At 66.4% G+C, this 19,363-nt stretch carries 15 protein-coding genes; 8 read left to right on the top strand and 7 right to left on the bottom strand.

Features of this window, described 5'->3' with window-relative positions:
* Position 1: 1 nt before the first annotated feature.
* The 3 genes from AC1DRP_RS02475 (at position 2) to AC1DRP_RS02465 (ending at position 3,703) form a co-directional block, all read left to right on the top strand.
* On the top strand, positions 2-1,282 hold the full coding sequence (locus tag AC1DRP_RS02475; RefSeq protein ID WP_441488023.1) for a TRAP transporter large permease: 1,281 nt from the start codon (positions 2-4) through the stop codon (positions 1,280-1,282).
* A complete protein-coding gene (locus tag AC1DRP_RS02470) occupies positions 1,279-2,751 on the top strand; it encodes a mannitol dehydrogenase family protein (protein WP_441504426.1) in 1,473 nt (490 codons plus the stop codon). Before AC1DRP_RS02475 ends, AC1DRP_RS02470 begins: the two co-directional genes overlap by 4 nt.
* 115 nt (positions 2,752-2,866) lie before the next feature.
* Positions 2,867-3,703: a transporter substrate-binding domain-containing protein gene (locus tag AC1DRP_RS02465; RefSeq protein WP_476767715.1), complete on the top strand. Its 837-nt coding sequence runs from the start codon at positions 2,867-2,869 to the stop codon at positions 3,701-3,703.
* A 169-nt stretch (positions 3,704-3,872) separates the two neighbouring features.
* On the opposite strand, the gene AC1DRP_RS02460 is transcribed toward AC1DRP_RS02465, so the two are convergent.
* The gene (locus AC1DRP_RS02460; RefSeq protein ID WP_476767714.1) at positions 3,873-5,045 is read right to left on the bottom strand and encodes an amidohydrolase; all 1,173 of its coding nucleotides are present in this window, start codon (positions 5,043-5,045) and stop codon (positions 3,873-3,875) included.
* Between the two features lie 208 nt (positions 5,046-5,253).
* Between AC1DRP_RS02460 and AC1DRP_RS02455 the strand changes: the two genes are divergently transcribed.
* The gene (locus tag AC1DRP_RS02455; RefSeq protein WP_476767713.1) at positions 5,254-6,960 is read left to right on the top strand and encodes a lysine--tRNA ligase; all 1,707 of its coding nucleotides are present in this window, start codon (positions 5,254-5,256) and stop codon (positions 6,958-6,960) included.
* Positions 6,957-7,652, top strand: coding sequence for a nitroreductase (locus AC1DRP_RS02450; RefSeq protein WP_441504422.1), 696 nt, complete (start codon positions 6,957-6,959; stop codon positions 7,650-7,652). Before AC1DRP_RS02455 ends, AC1DRP_RS02450 begins: the two co-directional genes overlap by 4 nt.
* A 9-nt stretch (positions 7,653-7,661) precedes the next feature.
* Here AC1DRP_RS02450 and AC1DRP_RS02445 read toward each other — a convergent pair whose 3' ends face one another.
* The 6 genes from AC1DRP_RS02445 to AC1DRP_RS02420 form a co-directional block, all read right to left on the bottom strand.
* On the bottom strand, positions 7,662-8,717 hold the full coding sequence (locus tag AC1DRP_RS02445; protein ID WP_476767712.1) for a DUF808 domain-containing protein: 1,056 nt from the start codon (positions 8,715-8,717) through the stop codon (positions 7,662-7,664).
* Between the two features lie 90 nt (positions 8,718-8,807).
* Positions 8,808-9,962, bottom strand: a complete 1,155-nt coding sequence (locus AC1DRP_RS02440; RefSeq protein WP_476767711.1) for an acyl-CoA dehydrogenase family protein — start codon at positions 9,960-9,962, stop codon at positions 8,808-8,810.
* 148 nt (positions 9,963-10,110) lie between these two features.
* Positions 10,111-11,310, bottom strand: coding sequence for an acyl-CoA dehydrogenase family protein (locus AC1DRP_RS02435; RefSeq protein WP_441504419.1), 1,200 nt, complete (start codon positions 11,308-11,310; stop codon positions 10,111-10,113).
* Between the two features lie 5 nt (positions 11,311-11,315).
* Positions 11,316-12,503 carry an acetyl-CoA C-acyltransferase gene (locus tag AC1DRP_RS02430; protein ID WP_476767710.1) on the bottom strand — a complete coding sequence of 396 codons (1,188 nt, stop codon included), beginning with the start codon at positions 12,501-12,503 and terminating at the stop codon, positions 11,316-11,318.
* Between the two features lie 15 nt (positions 12,504-12,518).
* Positions 12,519-14,204 carry an AMP-binding protein gene (locus AC1DRP_RS02425; protein WP_476767709.1) on the bottom strand — a complete coding sequence of 562 codons (1,686 nt, stop codon included), beginning with the start codon at positions 14,202-14,204 and terminating at the stop codon, positions 12,519-12,521.
* A complete protein-coding gene (locus AC1DRP_RS02420) occupies positions 14,201-16,288 on the bottom strand; it encodes a 3-hydroxyacyl-CoA dehydrogenase NAD-binding domain-containing protein (RefSeq protein WP_476767708.1) in 2,088 nt (695 codons plus the stop codon). The genes AC1DRP_RS02425 and AC1DRP_RS02420 overlap by 4 nt, the downstream gene beginning before the upstream one ends.
* A gap of 297 nt (positions 16,289-16,585) precedes the next feature.
* Here AC1DRP_RS02420 and AC1DRP_RS02415 point away from each other — a divergent pair, with 297 nt between their 5' ends.
* From AC1DRP_RS02415 to AC1DRP_RS02405, 3 genes are read left to right on the top strand one after another with little or no spacing between them, the layout of a single operon-like run.
* Positions 16,586-17,332 carry an enoyl-CoA hydratase-related protein gene (locus AC1DRP_RS02415; protein ID WP_441488011.1) on the top strand — a complete coding sequence of 249 codons (747 nt, stop codon included), beginning with the start codon at positions 16,586-16,588 and terminating at the stop codon, positions 17,330-17,332.
* 4 nt (positions 17,333-17,336) lie between these two features.
* Positions 17,337-18,149, top strand: coding sequence for an IclR family transcriptional regulator (locus AC1DRP_RS02410; protein ID WP_441504414.1), 813 nt, complete (start codon positions 17,337-17,339; stop codon positions 18,147-18,149).
* Positions 18,146-19,348: a CaiB/BaiF CoA transferase family protein gene (locus AC1DRP_RS02405; protein WP_441504413.1), complete on the top strand. Its 1,203-nt coding sequence runs from the start codon at positions 18,146-18,148 to the stop codon at positions 19,346-19,348. Before AC1DRP_RS02410 ends, AC1DRP_RS02405 begins: the two co-directional genes overlap by 4 nt.
* The last annotated feature ends 15 nt before the right edge of the window (positions 19,349-19,363 follow it).

Raw genomic sequence — 19,363 nt, 5'->3', positions numbered from 1 at the left:
GATGGAACTCTGGATCCTCTTTGGTACCTTCGCGCTGCTTCTCCTCATCGGCGTGCCCGTGGCTTTCTGCCTGGGCATGTCGTCGATCGCCACCGTCGTCTATATGGGCCTGCCGCCGGTCGTCGTCTTCCAGCAGATGAATTCCGGCATGAACGCCTTCGCCATGATGGCGATTCCGTTTTTCATCTATGCCGGCGACCTGATGATCCGCGGCGGCATCGCCGAGCGCCTGATCCAGATGGCCTCGAGTCTCGTCGGCCATCTGCGCGGCGGCCTGGGGCAGGTCAATGTCGTCACCTGCACGCTGTTCGGCGGCATTTCCGGCTCGGCCGTCGCGGATGCATCCGCCGTCGGCGGCCTGATGATCCCGCAAATGGTCAAACGCGGCTACGACGCGGACTATGCGGTCAATGTCACGGCCAATGCGGCGATCATCGCGCTGCTGATCCCGCCCTCGCACAACATGATCATCTATTCGCTCTCGGCGGGCGGAAACATCTCGATCGCCGATCTGTTTACCGCCGGCATCATCCCCGGGCTGATGCTTTGTGCTGCGCTGATGGTTGCGGCCTGGGCCGTCGCGGTCCGGCGCGGCTATCCGCGCGAGGCGTTTCCGGGATTTGCTGCGGTGGGCCGCTACATGGTGCTGGCGCTGCCCGGCATCCTGCTGATCTTCATCATCTTCGGCGGGGTCCGGTCCGGCGTTTTCACCGCAACGGAATCCTCCTGCGTGGCTGTCGTCTACGCCGTCCTCGTCACCATCTTCGTCTATCGCCAGCTCACCTGGACGGCCTTTGTCGAAGCGACCCTTGGCGCGGTTCGCACCACGGCTATGGTACTGCTGGTGATCGGGACGGCCGGCGCCTTCGGCTGGCTGATGGCCTTCCTGCAGGTGCCGCAGGCGACGATCGGCGCGATGAAGGCGGTCTCGGACAACCCGCTCGTCATCCTGCTGATGATCAATCTCATCCTGCTCGTGCTCGGCACGTTCATGGACATGGCGCCGATGATCATCATCTGCACGCCGATCTTTCTGCCGGTTGTGAAGGCCTTTGGCGTCGACCCCGTGCATTTCGGCGTGATCCTGATCCTGAACGCCGGCATCGGCCTGAACACGCCGCCGGTCGGATCGGTACAGTTCGTCGCCTGTGCCATCGGGCGCGTCTCGATCGGGGAATCGATGCGGACGATCTGGCCCTTCTACGGCGCCAGCGTTGCCGTACTCCTGCTGGTGACCTATGTCCCTGCAATCTCCCTCTGGCTGCCAAGAGTGTTCCATTGACCAGACTGTCGCCGCAAACCCTTGGCAGCCTGCCCAAGACTGTCCGCCGTCCATCCTATGAGCGCGCAGGGCTGAAGCCCGGCATCGTGCATCTCGGGCTCGGCGCCTTCGCCCGCGCCCATCTCTGCGAATATACGGATGATGCGCTCGAGCACGCTTTCGGCGCCTGGGGTATCATCGGCGCCAGCCTGCAGCGCCCCGACCAGCGCGACAGGCTGAAGCCACAAGGCGGTCTCTACAGCTTCCTGAAGCGGGCTCCAGACGGCCCGCAGATGCGCATCATCGGTTCCGTGCTCGATGTGCTCGTCGCGCCCGAGAATCCCGCCGCTCTCGTCACACGTCTCGCCGCCGCCGAAACGCGCATCGTCTCGCTGACCGTGACCGAGAAGGGCTATTGCCACGACCCGGCCACCGGCCGACTGCGGCAGGATCATCCCGACATTGTTCACGATCTGGAACATCCCGATGCCCCGCGCTCGGCCATTGGCCTGATCGTCGCCGCCCTGAAGCTGCGAAAGGCCGAAGGCCTCGCTCCCTTTACCGCGCTGAGCTGCGACAACCTTCCGCATAACGGCAAGGTCCTGCGCGGCCTGGTGCGCGACTTCGCAGCTCTGCAGGACGATACGCTTGCAGCCTGGATCGAAGCGAATGGAGCCTTCCCGGCGACGATGGTCGACCGCATCGTGCCCGCCACCACCGACGCCGACATCGCGGAGGCCGCCGGCCTGCTCGGTGTCGAAGACGCCGCACCGGTGATCGGAGAACCCTTCCGGCAATGGGCGGTCGAGGATCGTTTTGCCAGTGGCAGGCCCGCATGGGACGAAGTCGGCGCCCAGATGGTCTCCGAGGTCGCGCCCTTCGAGTTCATGAAGCTGCGCATGCTCAATGGTGCCCATTCCAGCCTCGCCTATCTCGGCTATCTCTCCGGCCACGAGACCGTGGCCGAGGCGAGCGGCGATCCGGTGCTCGCCCGCTTCCTGCAGGGGCTCTGGGCCGAGATCATCCCGACCGTGCCCGCTCCGCAAGGCGTCGATCTCACCGACTATGCCGGCGCGCTGCTCACCCGCTTCCACAACCCCGCCATTCGCCACCGTACCTGGCAGATCGCCATGGACGGCTCGCAGAAGCTGCCGCAGCGTCTGCTCGGCACGATCCGCGAACGCCTCAAGGCCGGTGCGCCGATCGATCACCTTGCGCTCGGCGTCGCGGCCTGGATGCGTTACGTCACCGGCACGGACGAGACGGGCACCGTCATCGATGTCCGCGACCCGCTGGCGGGCGAATTCGCCCGCATCGCGACGCAGGCGGGCCGGAATGCGCAGGCGCTGAGCAGCGGCCTTCTCGGCATCGAAGCGATCTTCGGTAGCGATCTGCCGCGCGAGACGGCCTTCACCAAGGCTGTCGCCCGGCAGCTCGATAGCCTGTTCTCGCAGGGCGCGAAGGCAACGGCGGCGGCGCTGGCGGCCTGAGGCCGAAGCCCGGAAAGCAACAGCGCATGTGGAACCCTCTCCTGCAGGGACAGGGTTCCACATGCGAATAGCGAAACCTCTTGATCAGGCTCGCCCCCTGTCGCCAGATGCGGCCATGAAGCGGCTCGCCCTCCTTGCCCCCACATTCTGCCTTGGCCTCCTGATAGCCGGCACAGCTGCGGCGCAATCTCCCGCGACCGTCCCCAATTTCTGGGACGGCAAGATCAGGCTCGATCGGCCGGAGCCCGGGCCCCCACGCGTGGTTCGTTTCCTGACCGACGACGACTATCCGCCGCTACATTTTGCTGCGCCGGACGGCGCGCTGACCGGTTTCTCGGTCGAGCTCGCCCGTGCGGTCTGCGAGAGGATGCTGTGGACCTGCACGGTTCAGGCCCGCCGCTTCGACACGCTGCTCGATTCCCTGGCCGAAGGGCGCGGCGACGTCCTGGCGGCGGCGATGGCGGTGACGCCGCAGATCCGCGCCCGTTTCAGCGCCAGCCATCTCTATTTCCGTTCCCCTGCCCGTTTCGTCACGACCCGCGGCAGTGCTCAGCCGGAACTCGACAGCCGCGAGTTGCAGGGCAAGCGGATCGCCGTCATCAGCGGCTCCGCGCATCAGGCCTTCCTCGAACGTCTGATGCCCTTCGCCCAGCGCCGTGAAGCCCCCAGCCTGACGGCAGCGATTGYCGCATTGCGCAGCGGCGAGGTTGAATATGTCTTCGGGGACGGCGTCGCGCTTGCACTCACGCTCGCCGGCCGCAACGGCGGCGAGCTCGCCTTCAGCGGCGGCCCCTTCCTGGAAAGCCGCTATTTCGGCGAGGGGGTCAGCTTCCTCACGCGCAAGGATGACCCGACCCTCATACGCGCAATCGACTATGCGCTCCAATCGCTCTGGGACGACGGCACCTATGCCAGGCTCTATCTGCGGTTCTTTCCGGTGAGCCCGTTCTGAAGGGAAGCCAACCCAGGCTCCTCGCCGATCTCGTGTCCGGAGCGCTCGCAATCGGCGCCCGGCCTACCCGGTTCCCCGAAGGCTCGCTGCCGCCCCAATCTCGTCAGGTTCGGTTGCCCCACGCAGAATCAGGAGGGAGGTGAGCCCGTGGACCCGCCTCCCTCCCGTTTCATCGCGCGGGGCGCGTATTGGAGAGCTCGCCCTCGAGCGCCAGGCGGGCCGCGCTTGCCATCCAGCCAGCCGTGGCGGGCAGGATATCGTCATTGAAGTTGTAGCGCTCGTTGTGGAGCTCGCCACCGTCGGTCACCGGGCCATTGCCGATCCAGACATAGGCGCYCGGCCYGTCCGCCATGAAATGGCAGAAATCCTCGCTCGCGGTGCTCGGCGGCACGTCGCGCCGAACAGTCAGACCAGCCTGCTTCGCTGCCGCGACCGAGATCTCTTCCTCCAGTTCGGTATTCGCCGTGGCGCGACCGCCAGTGATGATCTCGATCTCGGCCCGCATCTCGAAGGCCTCGGCCGTGCTGTTGGCAATGCGCTTGAGGCTCCCGATCACGCGATCGCGCACCGCCGGCCGATAGGTCCGGAAAGTGCCGTCGATGGTGACGCTGGACGGGATCTGGTTCGGCGCCTGGCCGCCATGCACCATGCCGACCGAGACGACCGCGCTGTCGAGCGGATCGACATTGCGGGCGACGATCGTCTGCAGAGCCACGATCAGATGGCTCATCGCAACGATCGGATCGCGCGTCAGGTCGGGCTTGGCGGCATGGCCGGCCGTGCCGTGCAGGGTGATCCGGAATCGGCCGGGTTCGGCCATAACCGGTCCGTGATGAACCGCCACCGTGCCGGCTTCCAGGCCGGGCCAGTTATGGAATCCGAAGACGCGCTCCATCGGGAAGCGTTCGAACAGACCGTCGGCGATCATCGCCCGGGCGCCGGCACCATTCTCCTCCGAAGGCTGGAACAGCAGATGGACCGTCCCGCTCCAGCTTTCGTCGCGCGCCAGCAGGGCGGCGGCTCCGAGCAGGGAGGTCGTGTGGCCATCATGGCCGCAAGCGTGCATCACGCCCTTGTTCGTGGAGACATAGGGCAGGTCATTCGCCTCGAGAATCGGCAAGGCGTCCATATCGGCCCGCAATCCGACGCTGCGGTCCGAGTTGCCGCGCTTCAGCGTCGCGACGACGCCGTGACCACCAATGCCGGCGGTAAAGGGAATGCCGAGTTCGGTCAGCTTCTCCTGAACGAAGGCAGCCGTCGCGCTCTCCTTCAGCGAGAGTTCGGGATGCGCGTGGAGATGTCGTCGCCACGTCTTGAGCGTTTCGAGGAGAGCGTGATCCATGAGGTATCCGATACAGAGCCAATCGCGGAGCGGAGCCTATACGCATGCGCCGCAAGAGCAATTCGACCGAACGCGACCCGGGCAGGCAATGAATGCGGTGCAGGGCAGGCAACGCCCCAGGACAGCCGGCACCGATTGACGCCGCCCGTTCTCATCTGTCAAAGCCGGAGCTTCCGAAAACCTTGAGACAGACGAGGACCCGCCGCAAATGTCCGCTTTCGATCCCACGCTCGTGGATGCCGCCCAGCGTTCGGCCGCCTGGCCGTTCGAGGAAGCACGCAAGCTCGTGGCCCGGATCGAGAAATCGGGCAAGAAAGAGGTGCTCTTCGAGACCGGATACGRCCCCTCGGGCCTGCCGCATATCGGCACCTTTGGCGAGGTCGCGCGCACCTCGATGGATGGTGCGCCCTTCCGCGTGCTCACCGACGACACGGTGCCGACGCGGCTGATCGCCTTCTCCGACGATCTCGACGGCCTGCGCAAGGTGCCGGACAACGTCCCGAACAAGGAATTGCTGGCGAAGCATCTCGGACGGCCGCTGACCGAGGTCCCCGATCCTTTCGGCACGCATGACTCGTTCGGCCGGCATAACAACGCCCGCCTGCGTGCCTTCCTAGACCAGTTCGGCTTCGATTACGAGTTCAAGTCCTCGACCGACAGCTATCGGGCGGGCGAGTTCGACGCGACCCTGCTGAAGCTGCTGGCGCGCTACGACGCGGTGATGAAGATCATGCTGCCAACGCTCCGCGAGGAGCGCGCCGCGACCTATTCGCCCTTCCTGCCGATCCATCCCAGGACCCGCATTGTCATGCAGGTGCCGATCGAGGCGCGCGATGTCGAGAAGGGGACCATCACCTGGACCGACCCGGAGAGCGGCGAGCGTTTCGAGACCCCTATCACCGGCGGCCATGCCAAGCTGCAATGGAAGCCGGATTGGGCGATGCGCTGGGTCGCGCTCGGCATCGACTACGAGATGGCCGGCAAGGACCTGATCGATTCCGTCAAGGTCTCGTCGGCCATCGCGCGCGCCCTCGATGCGACGCCGCCGGACGGCTTCAACTACGAGCTCTTCCTCGATGAGCAGGGCCAGAAGATCTCGAAGTCGAAGGGCAACGGCCTGACCATCGAGCAATGGCTCTCCTATGGCTCGCAGGAGAGCCTGGCGCTCTTCATGTACTCGCGTCCGCGCGAGGCCAAGAAGCTGCATTTCGACGTCATTCCGCGTGCGGCTGACGAATATCTGCAGTTCCTCGGCGGCTACGAGCGGCAGGATTGGAAGAACCGGCTCGGCAATCCCGTCTGGCATATCCATAACGGCAACCCGCCGGCGCCGGAGGTGATCGCCTCGGGCGAAGGCGATAACGCCGCCAAGACGCAGGTCACCTTCGGGCTGCTGATGAACCTCGTCGCCGTCGCCAATGCTGAGGACAAGGATGTGCTCTGGGGCTTCCTGCGCCGCTATGCGCCGGGTGCCTCGCCTGCGACCCATCCGCGTCTCGACGCGCTGGTCGGCTACGCGATCCGCTATTTCCAGGATTTCGTGAAGCCAGCCAAACAATACCGTCCGGCGACGCTGGAGGAGCGGCAGGCCCTGCAGGATCTCTCAGCCAGGCTCGGCGAACTCTCGGCTGCAGGCGTCACCGATGCCGGCACGATCCAGGACGCGGTCTACGATATCGGCCGACGCGATCCTTACAAGACCGTGCAGAAGGACGGCTCGGCCGGCGTCTCGCTCGCCTGGTTCAACACGCTCTACGAGATCCTGCTCGGTGAGCCCAAAGGCCCGCGCTTCGGCTCCTTCGCCGCGATCTACGGCATCGAGAACACCCGCGCGCTGATCGCCAAGGCGCTCGCCGGCGACCTGCTCGCCGAGCACCACGCCTTCCTGAAGGCGCGTGAGGCGGCACGGGGATGAACAAACGCACCGCGCTTGCACCGGATATGGTCGAACAGGCCATCCGCAGTCGCCGCGCGGTGCGTGCCTTTCTGCCGGATCCGGTCGATCCTGCGCTGGTGCGGCTCCTGCTCGAACTCGCCGCCCAAGCGCCGAGCGGGACCAATATGCAGCCCTGGAAGGCGCGTGTGCTCGGCCCCAAGAGCCGGGCACGGCTGGAAGCCGGGTTGCTCGCTGCGCTCGACGATCCCGACTTCAAACCGGCGGAGGAGTACCGCTACTACCCGCAGACCTTCACCGAGCCCTATCAGTCGCGCCGCCGCAAGGTCGGCTGGGACCTCTATGGCCTGCTCGGCGTCACCAGGGGTGACCATGAGGGTATGAAGCGGCAGACGGCTTATAACCTGCGCTTTTTCGGCGCGCCGGTCGCGCTGATGGTGACGATCGACCGCGACCTCGAAATCGGCTCCTGGCTCGATCTCGGCATGTTCATCCAGAATCTGCTGATCGCTGCCCAGGCGCATGGCCTCGATACCTGCCCGCAGGCGATTTTTGCCCGCTTTCATCCGGTCGTGCGCGATGCGTTGGCGATCCCCGAGAGCGAGGTCGTCGTCTGCGGCATCGCGATCGGCCATGCCGACCCTGACGCAGCTGCGAACCGGCTCGTGCCGGAGCGCGAGCCGGTCGAGACCTTCACCGCCTGGCTCGACTGAAGGCAGGAGCTACACCAGCTTCGGCTTGCTCTTGCCGAACAGCTTCAGCACTGGCGCAACGGCGAAGTGAACGCCGATCATCGTTGCCACGCCCGCGGCCAGCCCGACGACCGCCGACAGCGCCGCCGTCACCAGCCATTCGACAACCGCGCCCAGGCCGGGGACGGGGCGGCCCGATGCCACGGCGGCATCGTGAATGAGGTGCCCCACCGCACTGAAGCCATAGCCCTCGAAACCGTGGATCAGGATGCCGCCGCCGACCCAGAGCATGGCGACGGTCCCGACAGCGCTGAGGATCGAGAGCAGCACGGGCATGCTCACCACGAGCCCCCGCCCGAATCCCTTGGACAGGGGCCGCAGCAGGCGGTCGACGGTGCTGGGCTCGGCTTCGGCGGGGCGTTTGCCACGCCCAAGGTGAAGCAGGTTTGAGATGGGGTGATCGTTCTGCGCCAGAGCAACGCCGGCATCATCGGCCTTCACGATCAGCGCGACGAGACCGTAGACGAAGGCGGTCATCCCGATGCCGACGATGGCCAGGACCAGCGCCTGCGTCCAGAACGAGGACTGAGACACGCTTGCGAGCGTGATCGCCATGATCTCCGCCGAGAGGATGAAGTCGGTCCTCACTGCACCGCTGATTCTCTGGTTCTCGAACTGGGTGGCGTCGATCMCCGCCGAGGCGCCCTCGCCTTCGACATCAGCGCCATGAGGCCGGACCAGTTCCAGGACCTTCTCGGCTCCCTCGAAGCAGAGATAGAGGCTGCCCAGCATCAGCAGCGGCGTGATTGCCCAGGGTGCGAACAGCGCCAGCAGGAGCGCCGCCGGCAGCAGGAATACCAGCTTGTTCCGCAATGAGCCCAGCGCGATCCGCCCGATGATCGGAAGTTCCCGATCCGCGCTGAACCCGACGGCATAGCGCGGCGTCACGGCCGTATCGTCGATGACGATGCCGGCAGCCTTGGCACTCGCCTTCGCCGCCTGGCTCGCGGCATCGTCGAGGGACGCCGCAGCGACCTTCGCAAGCGCCGCGATATCGTCGAGCAGGGCGACAAGGCCGGAACTCACGATCGCACCTCCGGGGACACGCACTGGGCCAAACCAGTCAACGACGCGGCCCCGAAGATGACAAGGGGCGCCTCCGTCCGGCAAGTCGCCTCAGGAGGCAGCGACCAGCCCGCCAGCCTGCCCGACCCGCCGCAGATGATGGGGGGTATCGCCGAACAGGCTCTCGATCATGGTCAGGCGCTTGAAATAATGCGCGCCGAGATATTCCATCGTCATGCCGATGCCGCCATGGAGCTGCACCGCCTCCTGCCCCACCAGCCGGCAGGAGCGATTGATCTGGACCTTCACAGCCGACAACGCGGCGGTCCGCTCGCCCGCATCGGGATGGCCGACCATCATCGCGGCATAGAGCGCCATCGAGCGGGCTTGTTCGAGCGCCATCAGCATGTCGACGGCGCGATGCTGCAGCACCTGGAACTGGCCGATCGCGACGCCGAACTGCTGGCGCGTCTTGAGATAGTCGACGGTCAGGCCGTGCAGCGCATCCATGATGCCGACAGCTTCGGCGGCGAGCGCAGCAATGGCGTGGTCAGCGACACGCTCGAGGATCGGCAGCCCTGCGCCGAGCGATCCCAGCAGAGCCTCCTGGCCGAGCACGACGCCGGAGAAGGCGATCTCCGCAGCGCGTCCGCCATCCTGTGTCGGGTAGCCTCGGGTTCTCACGCCGGGCGCCGCCGCATCGACGAGGAAGAGGCTGATACCGGTCCGGTCGCGCCGGCCGCCATCTGTCCTGGCGCTCACCACGATCCGGTGCGCGCTGTCGCCATTGATCACGACGCTCTTGGCGCCATCGAGCACGAACCCTGTCTCCCTGCGCTGCGCGCTCGTCGCCACGTCGAAGAGATCGTAGCGTGACTGCTTCTCGGTGAAGCCCAGCGCCAGGCGCAGGGTGCCGTCAACGATGCCCGGAATGATCCGCGCCTTCTGTTCAGCCGAACCGCCGAACCGGACGGCGCCGCCACCCAGCACAATGCTCGCAAGATAGGGCTCAAGCGCCAGTCCCTTGCCCAGCGCCTCCATCACCACCATGGTCTCGACAGGACCGCCGCCGAAACCGCCCTCCTCCTCAGAAAACGGGATGCCGGTGAGGCCCAGCTCCGCAAGCTGCGCCCAACCCTTCTCGGAGAAGCCGAGCGGCTCCTTCGCCAAGGCCTGCCGCGCGTCGAGCGTGCCATAGGCCGCGCCGATCAGCCGCTCGACACTGTCCTTGAGCTGGGCCTGTTCGGAGGAGAGGTCGAAATCCATCGGGTTTCATCCAGCCTGGCGGGGCGCTAGCCACCGCGTCATGCTCGCCCTTGTGGCGAGCTCTTGCGTCCTGCGACGCGCGTGAAGGGAAGACGGGGGTGGCCGGGACAAGCCCGGCCAGGACGCGGCAGGGCGCCAAGCCTCATCGTCAAAGCCCCAGCACCGCCTTGGCGATGATGTTCTTCTGGATTTCGTTCGAGCCGCCATAGATCGAGACCTTGCGGTTGTTGAAATAGCTCGCTGCAGCCGCATCGGCCCAGTCATGCTCGAAGGGCCAGTCATTGGTGAGGTCGCCCGTCCGCAGCGGCGCGGCAAGCGCGAATGGCCCGGCCACCTCCAGCAGCAGTTCCGTCGTCGCCTGCTGCAATTGGGAGCCCTTGATCTTGAGGATCGAGGAGGCAGGATCGGGTTTGTTGGGATCGCGCCTGCCCTGTGCTGCGACCACCCGCATCTGGGTGATTTCCAGCGCCTTCAGTTCGATCTCGACCAGCGCAAACCGTTCGCGGAAATCGGCGTCATCCCACAGCACACCGTCGCCGGCCGGCATCTCCTTCGCCAGCCGTTTGATCCGGGCAAGACGTTCCTTGGAGAGGCCGATCCGGGCGATGCCGACACGCTCGTTGGCAAGGAGGAACTTGGCATAGTCCCAGCCTCTGTTCTCCTCGCCGACGAGGTTTTCGACGGGCACGCGGACATCGTCGAAGAAAACCTCGTTGACCTCGTGCCGGCCCTCGAGCGTGATGATCGGGCGCAGGGTGATGCCGGGCGTCTTCATGTCGATCAGGATGAAAGAGATCCCGGCCTGCTTCTTCGCCGCGGGGTCGGTGCGCACGAGGCAGAAGATCCAGTCTGCGTGCTGCCCGAGCGTGGTCCAGGTCTTCTGGCCGTTGACGACGTAATGATTGCCATCGCGGACGGCCCGCGTCTTCAGCGAGGCGAGGTCCGAACCCGCGCCGGGCTCGGAAAAGCCCTGGCACCACCATTCGTCGAGATTGGCGATACGCGCGAGGTGCTTCTCCTTCTGGCTCTGGGAGCCGAAGGCCGCGATCACCGGCCCGACCATGTAGCAATTGAACTGCTGCGGCAGCGGCACGGCGGCGAGCAGCATCTCCTCAGTGAAGATATAGCGCTGGATCGGGCTCCAATCCTGCCCGCCCCATTCGCTCGGCCAATGCGGTACGGCCCAGCCGCGCGCGTTCATGACCCGCTGCGAGGTGACATAATCCTCCCGCGCCAGCCCGAGGCCTTCGGAGACCTTCCTGCGGATAGAAGCCGGGATCTCGGTGCGGAAGAACTGCCTCACCTCATCGCGGAAGGCGATTTCCTCGGGCGTGAAGCGCAGGTCCATGATGGCTAGCCCTGATTGATCTCGAACAGCCCCGCGCAGCCCATGCCGCCGGCGACGCACATGGTGACGACGGCATAGCGCGCCTTGCGGCGGCGCCCCTCCAGCAATGCATGGCCAACCAGCCGCGCCCCGCTCATCCCGAAGGGATGGCCGACCGAGATCGCGCCGCCATTGACGTTGACCTTCTCGGGATCGATGCCGAGCGTGTCGCGGCAATAGATCGACTGGGAGGCGAAGGCCTCGTTGAGTTCCCAGAGATCGATATCCGAAACCTTCAGGCCATTGCGCTCGAGCAGGCGCGGCACGGCGAAGACCGGGCCGATGCCCATCTCGTCCGGCTCGCAGCCGGCCGAGGCGAAGCCACGGAAGATGCCGAGCGGCGACAGGCCCCGCCGCGCAGCCTCCTTCGCCGACATCACGACGCTCGCAGCCGCACCGTCCGAGAGCTGGCTGGCATTGCCGGCGGTGATGAACTTGTCCTCGCCGCGCACCGGCTTCAGCTTCGCAAGTCCCTCCAGCGTAGTGTCCGGCCGGTTGCCCTCGTCCTTGGCGAGCGTGACCTGCTCGTTCCGCGTTTCGCCGCTCGCCTTGTCGGTGACGGACATCACTGCGCTCATCGGCACGATCTCGTCGTCGAACAGCAGGCGCTGCTGGGCCGCGGCGGTGCGGCGCTGGCTTTCCAGCGAGAACAGATCCTGCACCTCGCGCGAGATGCCGTAGCGCTSGGCSACGWTGTCGGCGGTCTCGATCATCGYCRTGTAGAKCKCGGGCTTGTGCTTCATCAGCCAGTCGTTCTGGGTGAGTTCGCGCCGCACCACCGGCTGCACCAGGCTGATCGACTCGACGCCTCCGCCGATCGCGACCGGCACGCCGTCCATGACAATGCGCCGCGCCGCATGCGCGATCGCCTCGAGGCCCGAAGCGCAGAAGCGGCTGACGGTGACACCGGCAGACGCGACCGGGATGCCGGCGACCAGCGCGGCATGACGGGCGACATTGCCGCCGGTCGCAGCCTCCGGATAGCCGCAGCCGAGCACGATCTCCTCGATCGCCGCCGGCTCGATCCCGGCCTTCTCATAGGCTGCCTTGATCGCGTGCGCCGCAAGATCGGCACCGCGGGTCTGGTTGAAGGCACCGCGATAGGCCTTGCCGATCGGCGTGCGGGCGGTGGAGACGATGACGGCTTCGGTCATGGATTTTCTCAGGTCCTATGCAGCGGATTCGGGCGAAGCGGGCTTGGCCCGCTTCTCTTGTTCTTCGGCGATCAACACCTTCGCCAGCAGCTTCCCGGCAGCGCTGCGCGGCAGGCTCTCGCGAAATTCCAGCGCGCGCGGCGTCTCGTGCCGGCCGAGGCGATCCTTGAGGAAGTGCAGCAATTCGTCGAGCGTAAAGGCAGGCATGCCGGCCTTGAGCACGACGAAGGCCTTCGCCGCCTGGCCGCGATAATCGTCGTCGATGCCGATCACCAGCACTTCCTGCACCGCCGGATGCTCGTAGATCGCATTCTCGATCGCCACCGGATAGACGTTGAAGCCGCTCGAGATGATCATGTTCTTGCGCCGGTCGACGATCTGGAACAGCCCGTCGGCGTCCATCCGGCCGAGATCCCCGGTCAGGAACCAGCCCTCGTGGAAGGCATCGCGCGTCGCCTCCGCCTCGTTCCAATAACCCTTGAAGACATTGGGGCCGCGAATGGCGATCTCACCGATTTCGTCGGGCGGGCAATCGGCACGCCCGACGTCGAGCGAGACGATCTTCATCTCGAGGCCTGGCAGCGGTACGCCGATCACGCCCGGCCGAGGTTTCGCCTGCTTCGGCAGGCGCGAGCCGGCGGGCGCGGTCTCGGTCATGCCCCAGCCATTGTTCAGCCTGACGCCCAATATGCCTTCGAGTCGGGTCTGGACCTCGAAGGGCAGGGGCGCGCCGCCCGAGACGCAGGAGCGCAACGACGAAAAATCGACCGTCTCGACGCCCTTGCGGTTGAGCAGGGCAAACCACATCGTCGGCACACCGGAGAACATCGTCGCGCGACGGATCGCGATATCCTCGATCAGGGTTTCGACATCGAAGCGCTGGCGCAGCAGGATGCGGTTGYCGTCCCGCAAATGGCGCAGCAGGATCGTGGTCAGCGCGTAGATATGGAACAGCGGCAGCACCGCGATCGCGGTCTGCGCTCCGGCTTCCAACGGTTCGCCATCAGTCCAGAGACGGTAGATGTTCACCGCCGAGACAAGATTGCCATGCGTCAGCATCGCTGCCTTCGGCGCCCCTGTCGTGCCGCCGGTGAACTGCAGCAGCATCACATCGTCGGGTGAAAGCACCGGCCAGTTCGCCGGGTCAGGCGCCGTCATCAGGTCGTCGAGCCAGGCGAAGCCGCCACCAGGCGGCAGATCCTGCGGCTCGGCCTCCCCCGGTCCCCAGCGCGCATCCTCGCCGACCAATACGCGATCGACGAAGCCCGCCGCACGCAACGCCTGCACCTGCGGCAGGAAGCCTGGAAGGTTCGTGGTGATCAGGCGGACCGGCTGCGTCGCCACGAGCTTGTGCTCAAGCTCCCGCAAGGCATCGAGCGCGCTGAGATGCACGACGGTCGCGCCGCAGCGCGCGACCGCGAAGAACGCGACGGGATGCCAGAGCGTATTGGGAAGGAACAGCGCCACCCGGTCGCCCTGCCTGACGCCATCGGCGATCAACCCCGCCGCGAGCCGGGTGGCCAGCCTGTCGAGTTCGCCATAGCTCAGCTCGCTCTCGCGGAACGCGATGGCCACCGCGTCCGGCCGCGCCGCGACGGCCGGCACGAGCAGATCCGGCACCGTACCGGTTTCCACTGCCGCGTCCCAGTCGCAGGCCTGCGGAAAGCGCTCCTGCCAGATCGGGCGCGCTGCCTGGATCACGCCGCCCTGGCCTTCAGGTCCGCGAAGCCCTTGCCCTCGGCCGCGAGCTCGCGCAGCAGCGGCGCCGGTTCGAGCGCGGCATCACCGCTTTCCGCTGCGAGCCTTTCCAGACGCTTGACGATCACGTCGAGCCCGACAGAGTCAGCCCAGTGCATCGGCCCACCGCGCCAGGCCGGCCAGTTATAGCCGTTGATCCAGATCGTATCGATATCGCCCGGCCGCGCAGCAATCCCCTCCGCGAGGATCTTCGCACCCTCATTGACCATCGGATCGAGCAGGCGCGCCAGGATTTCGTCCGGCTTCATCGCCCGGCGCTCAACGCCCTGCTCCTTGGAAACCTGCGCAATCAGCGCCTCGACCTCCGGGTCGCGTTGCCCGGCGCGCGCGCCCTCCGGATAGAGATAGTAGCCACGCCCGGTCTTCTGACCAAACCAGCCGCGCTCGCAGATCGCGTCCGCGACCGCTGCGGTTTTGCCGCGCGACTTGCGCGTGCGCCAGCCGATATCGTTGCCCGCGAGATCCGACATCGCGAATGGCCCCATCTTGAAGCCGAAACCGGTCAGCGCCGCGTCGACCTCATGCGGCAGCGCACCGGCGATCAGCAGCCGCTCGGCGGCCCGCGTGCGCTGTTCCAGCATGCGGTTGCCAACGAAGCCGAAGCAGTTCCCGACCACGACCGGCACCTTGCCGAGCCTGCGTCCGAGCGAAATCGCAGTGCCCACCGCATCATCCGCAACGCCGGCTGGCCGCACGATTTCAAGCAGCTTCATGACATTGGCCGGGCTGAAGAAATGCATCCCGATCACATCCTGCGGCCGCTTCGTTGCCATGGCGATCGTCGCGAGGTCGAGATAGGAGGTGTTCGAGGCCAGGATTGCGCCTTGCTTCGCAATCCCATCGAGCGCGCCGAAGATCTCCTGCTTGACGCCCATCTCCTCGAAGGCGGCTTCGATCACGATATCCGCCTCCGCTGCCGCCTCGAGCCCGAGCTTCGGCGTGATCAGCGCCATGCGCTGGTCACGCGCGGCCTCCGTCAGCGAACCGCGCTTGACCGAGAAGCCGTAGGTGTCGCGGATGCGGGCATAGCCCTTGTCGAGCTGCTCCCGCGTCGTCTCGATCACGGTCACTGGGATGCCGGCATTGGCGAAACACATCGCGATCCCGCCACCCATCGTGCCGGCGCCAATGACGRCCGCCTGCCGGATCTGACGCGTCCCCTTGCCCTCGTCGATGCCCGGGACCTTGGCCGCCTCGCGCTCGGCAAAGAAGGCGTAGCGCAGGGCCTTGGAACGGTCATCGACGACCAGCTTGAGGAACAGCGCGCGCTCGGCAGCAAGCCCCTCGCCAAATGGCAGGGTGAAGACGCCGCGCACCGCCTCGATCAGCGCCAGCGCATTCGGCATGTCGCCCGACCTGGCTGCCGCATCCTTGGCCAAAGCCTCGAACGCCTCGCGGTCGGATGATGTCAGCATGTCCGCGCGCTCGCCGGTCTTCACGGGCGCCCCCTTGGCCGCAAGCTCCTGCGCCAGCGCAATGGCCGCAGCGACGAGGTCGCCCTCGACGACCCGGTCGACGAGGCCGAGTGCGGCCGCCTTCTCCGCAGAGATCGCCTCTCCGCTCAGCATCAGGGGAAAGGCCTTCGCCGCACCGATCACGCGCGGCAGGCGTTGGGTTCCGCCGGCACCCGGAATGATGCCGAGCTTGATCTCGGGCAGGCCGAGCTTTGCCGCTGGTGCCGCCACACGGCCATGGCAGGCGAGCGCCAGTTCCAGCCCCCCGCCCAGCGCGACGCCCTGAATGGCAGCCACCACCGGCTTCGCGGAGCCTTCGATGATCGCGAGCACGCCAGGCAAGGTCGGTTCGACCGGCGGCCTGCCGAACTCGCTGATATCGGCACCGGCGATGAAGGCCCGCCCGGCGGCCGCGATCACGATAGACTCGACCGCCGGATCGGCAGCCGCGCGCGAAAGCGCATCGACGAGAGCGGCCCGCAGGCTCGCACTCAGGGCATTCACAGGAGGATTATCGATGGTCGCGATCGCCACCGGGCCGCGCTGCGAGAGCCGGACGGTCTCCATGGGCATGTTCCTCACGCTTTCAGTCTGCACTGCAGAATTGAATGCTGCATTTCTCGGACTAGAGAGGCGACTGGCCACGGCTTGTCAAGAATGGGCAGGACGGCTCCGGCGGCGCCACAAGCGGGAACTGCATTGCAGAATGAACGCCCACAACTTGACCGCTCCGGAAGCTGCATGTCATGCCTTGCACGGATCGACGCTAGGACGGATCGTTCCTGCGAATCCAGTATCACGGCGCATCCTTCCGACAGGCAGAACAGCGCTGCTGGGATTGCGTGAAGATCGACAGGGGATAGGCAAGGGATGACCGCGACCGTTCTGACTCAAAGCCCCTTTCCCGGCGTCCTCCAGATCACCATCAATCGCCCCGACCGGCGCAACGCGCTCGACCGCGCAACCTATGGCGGATTGATCGCGGCCATCACCGCAGGCGAAGCTGATGAGGCTGTCCGCGCGCTGGTGCTCACCGGCGCGGCCGGGTGCTTCACCAGCGGTAACGACATCAAGGATTTCGCCGCGGCCTCGGGCGACGGTGCGCGCATCGCCATCGATTTCCTGACGACGATCTCGACGGCGAAGAAGCCGATCGTCGCCGCGGTCGAAGGCTTTGCCGTCGGCATCGGCACCACCATGCTGTTGCATTGCGACCTTGCCTTCGCCGGGCGTAGCGCCAGCTTCCGCCTGCCCTTCGTTACGCTCGGGCTCTGCCCCGAAGGCGGATCGAGCCATCTGCTGCCGATGATTGCCGGCAGCAAGCGCGCCGCGGAACTGCTGCTGCTGGGCGAGGCGTTCCCTCCCGAGACGGCAGCCGAAGCGGGCCTCGTCAATGCCGTGGTGGCGGAAGGCGAAGCGCTCTCGATCGCGCTCGACAAGGCGCGGGCGCTCGCTGCCCTGCCGCCGCAATCGGTCGCCCTGACGAAGATGCTGCTGAAGCGCGGCAATGCCGCCGCCGTGGCCGAAACGATCGCGCTCGAAGCCAGGCATTTCGGCGAGCGCCTGGTCTCGGCCGAGGCGCAGGCCGCCTTCGCCGCGTTCCTGATGAAACGCTGAGGCAATGGCGGCGCAGCTGTCGGACGCCCCCGAACGCGGCGAACGAGCCGGGCCGAAGGAAGACCGGCATTTCGTCACCGCCCTGGCGCGTGGGCTCGATGTGCTCGCCTGTTTCAAGCGCAACGAGGATGCGCTCGCCAACTCGGAAATCGCAGCACGCTGCGGACTTGCCCGTTCCACCGTTTCGCGGCTGACCTATACGCTGACCAAGCTGGGCTATCTCCATCATGTCCCGCATAGCGGAGCATACCGGCTTGGCACCGCGCTGATCGCACTCGGCGCCACCGCGCTTGCCGGGCTCGATGTGCGCCAGATCGCACGGCCCGGCATGCAGGAACTCGCCGACTTCGCCAAGGCCTCGGTCGGCCTCGGCGTCCGCGACCGGCTGAGCATGCGCTATATCGAGTGCTGCCGGGGCGAGGTCGCGATCGCCCTCAACATCGATACCGGCTCGCGCATCTCGATGGCACGCAGCGCCATGGGCCGGGCCTATCTCGCCGCCTGCGACCCGGCCGAGCGCCAGGCCATCATGGACGATTTCCGCTCCGTCGACGACGCTGCCTGGCCGAGTCTGCGCGAGGGCATTGAACAGGCGCTCGAGGAGTATCGCATGACAGGTTGCGTCCGCTCCTTCGGCGACTGGCAGCCGACGGTGAGCGCGATCGCAGTGGCCTTCCACCCCGGTGGAGGCCTGCCGCCGATGACGATCAATTGCGGCGCGCCGACCGTCATCCTCGATCCMGGTTTCCTGCTCGAGGACGTCCGGCCGCGCCTGATCGCGCTGGCAGCCAGTCTTGAAGGAGTGATGGGTTCGTGATCGCATCCGACCTTCCCCTCGCCGGCATTCGCGTTCTCGATCTCTCGCGCATCCTCGCCGGCCCCTGGTGCGGCCAGGTCCTGGCCGATCTCGGCGCCGATGTCATCAAGGTCGAGCATCCCCAGCGCGGCGACGATACGCGCGACTGGGGCATGCGGCTCGGAGAGCGCAACACCTGCTATTTCAACAGCGTCAACCGCAACAAGCGCTCGATCGGCATCGATCTCGGCCAGCCCGAGGGCCTCGCCATCATCCTTGAGCTCGCGCGCAAGAGCGACGTGCTGATCCAGAATTTCAAAACCGGCGGCGCCGACAAGCTCGGCCTTGGCTATGCCGCGCTCAGCGCCGGGAACCCCGGCCTGATCTACTGCTCCATTGCCGGCTACGGCTCCGATGGACCGGAGGCCGCACGACCCGGCTACGATCTCGTCATCCAGGGCGAATCCGGCCTCATGGCCATGAACGGCAATGACGACCAGCCCCCGCTGAAATTCGGTGTCGCGATTGCCGATCTCTTCACCGGCCAATATGCGGCGCAGGCCGTGCTCGCGGCTCTCGTCCAGCGCGGACGCACCGGCAAGGGCAGGCATGTCGAGATGGCGCTGTTCGATTGCGGCCTCTCGGTCACCTCCTATTACGGGCTGGAGGCCCTGGCGCTCGGCGGGGACCCGCCGCGCTACGGCAACGCCCATCCCTCGATCGTACCCTATGGCGTGTTCGATGCGGCGGACGGCGCGCTCGTCCTCACGGTCGGGAACAACGCTCAATATGATCGTTTCTGCCGTTCGGTGATCGACCGGGTCGACCTTGCTGAGAACCCGCGCTACGCCACAAATCTCCAGCGCACCACCCACCGCTCCGAACTGTTGCCGCTCATCGAGGCGGAGCTGCGCGCCCGCCCGCGCGCCGAACTGCTCACGAAACTGGCGGCGAACGGCATTCCCAGCGGCGAGGTGCTCGGCCTCAACCGCGCCTTGCGCTCGGAGCGGGCTGGGCGGGCCGGCATGCTGGTGGAGGACGGGGACAATGCCGGCGCACCCGCCGTACTCGCTCCGCCCTACCGCCTCGATGGCGAACGGCTGCCGGTGCGCCATATGCCGCCGGCGCTGGGCCATGACACCTGGGCAGTCCTCGCGGACGAACTCGGTCTGCCTGCCGAGCGTCTGGACGCATTGAAGGCGCGCGACGTAATAGCCTGACGCCGCGCGCCCGCC

This window comes from Allobosea sp. 01N443, assembly GCF_056399325.1.
This window is presented reverse-complemented; position numbering and strand designations above follow the sequence as displayed.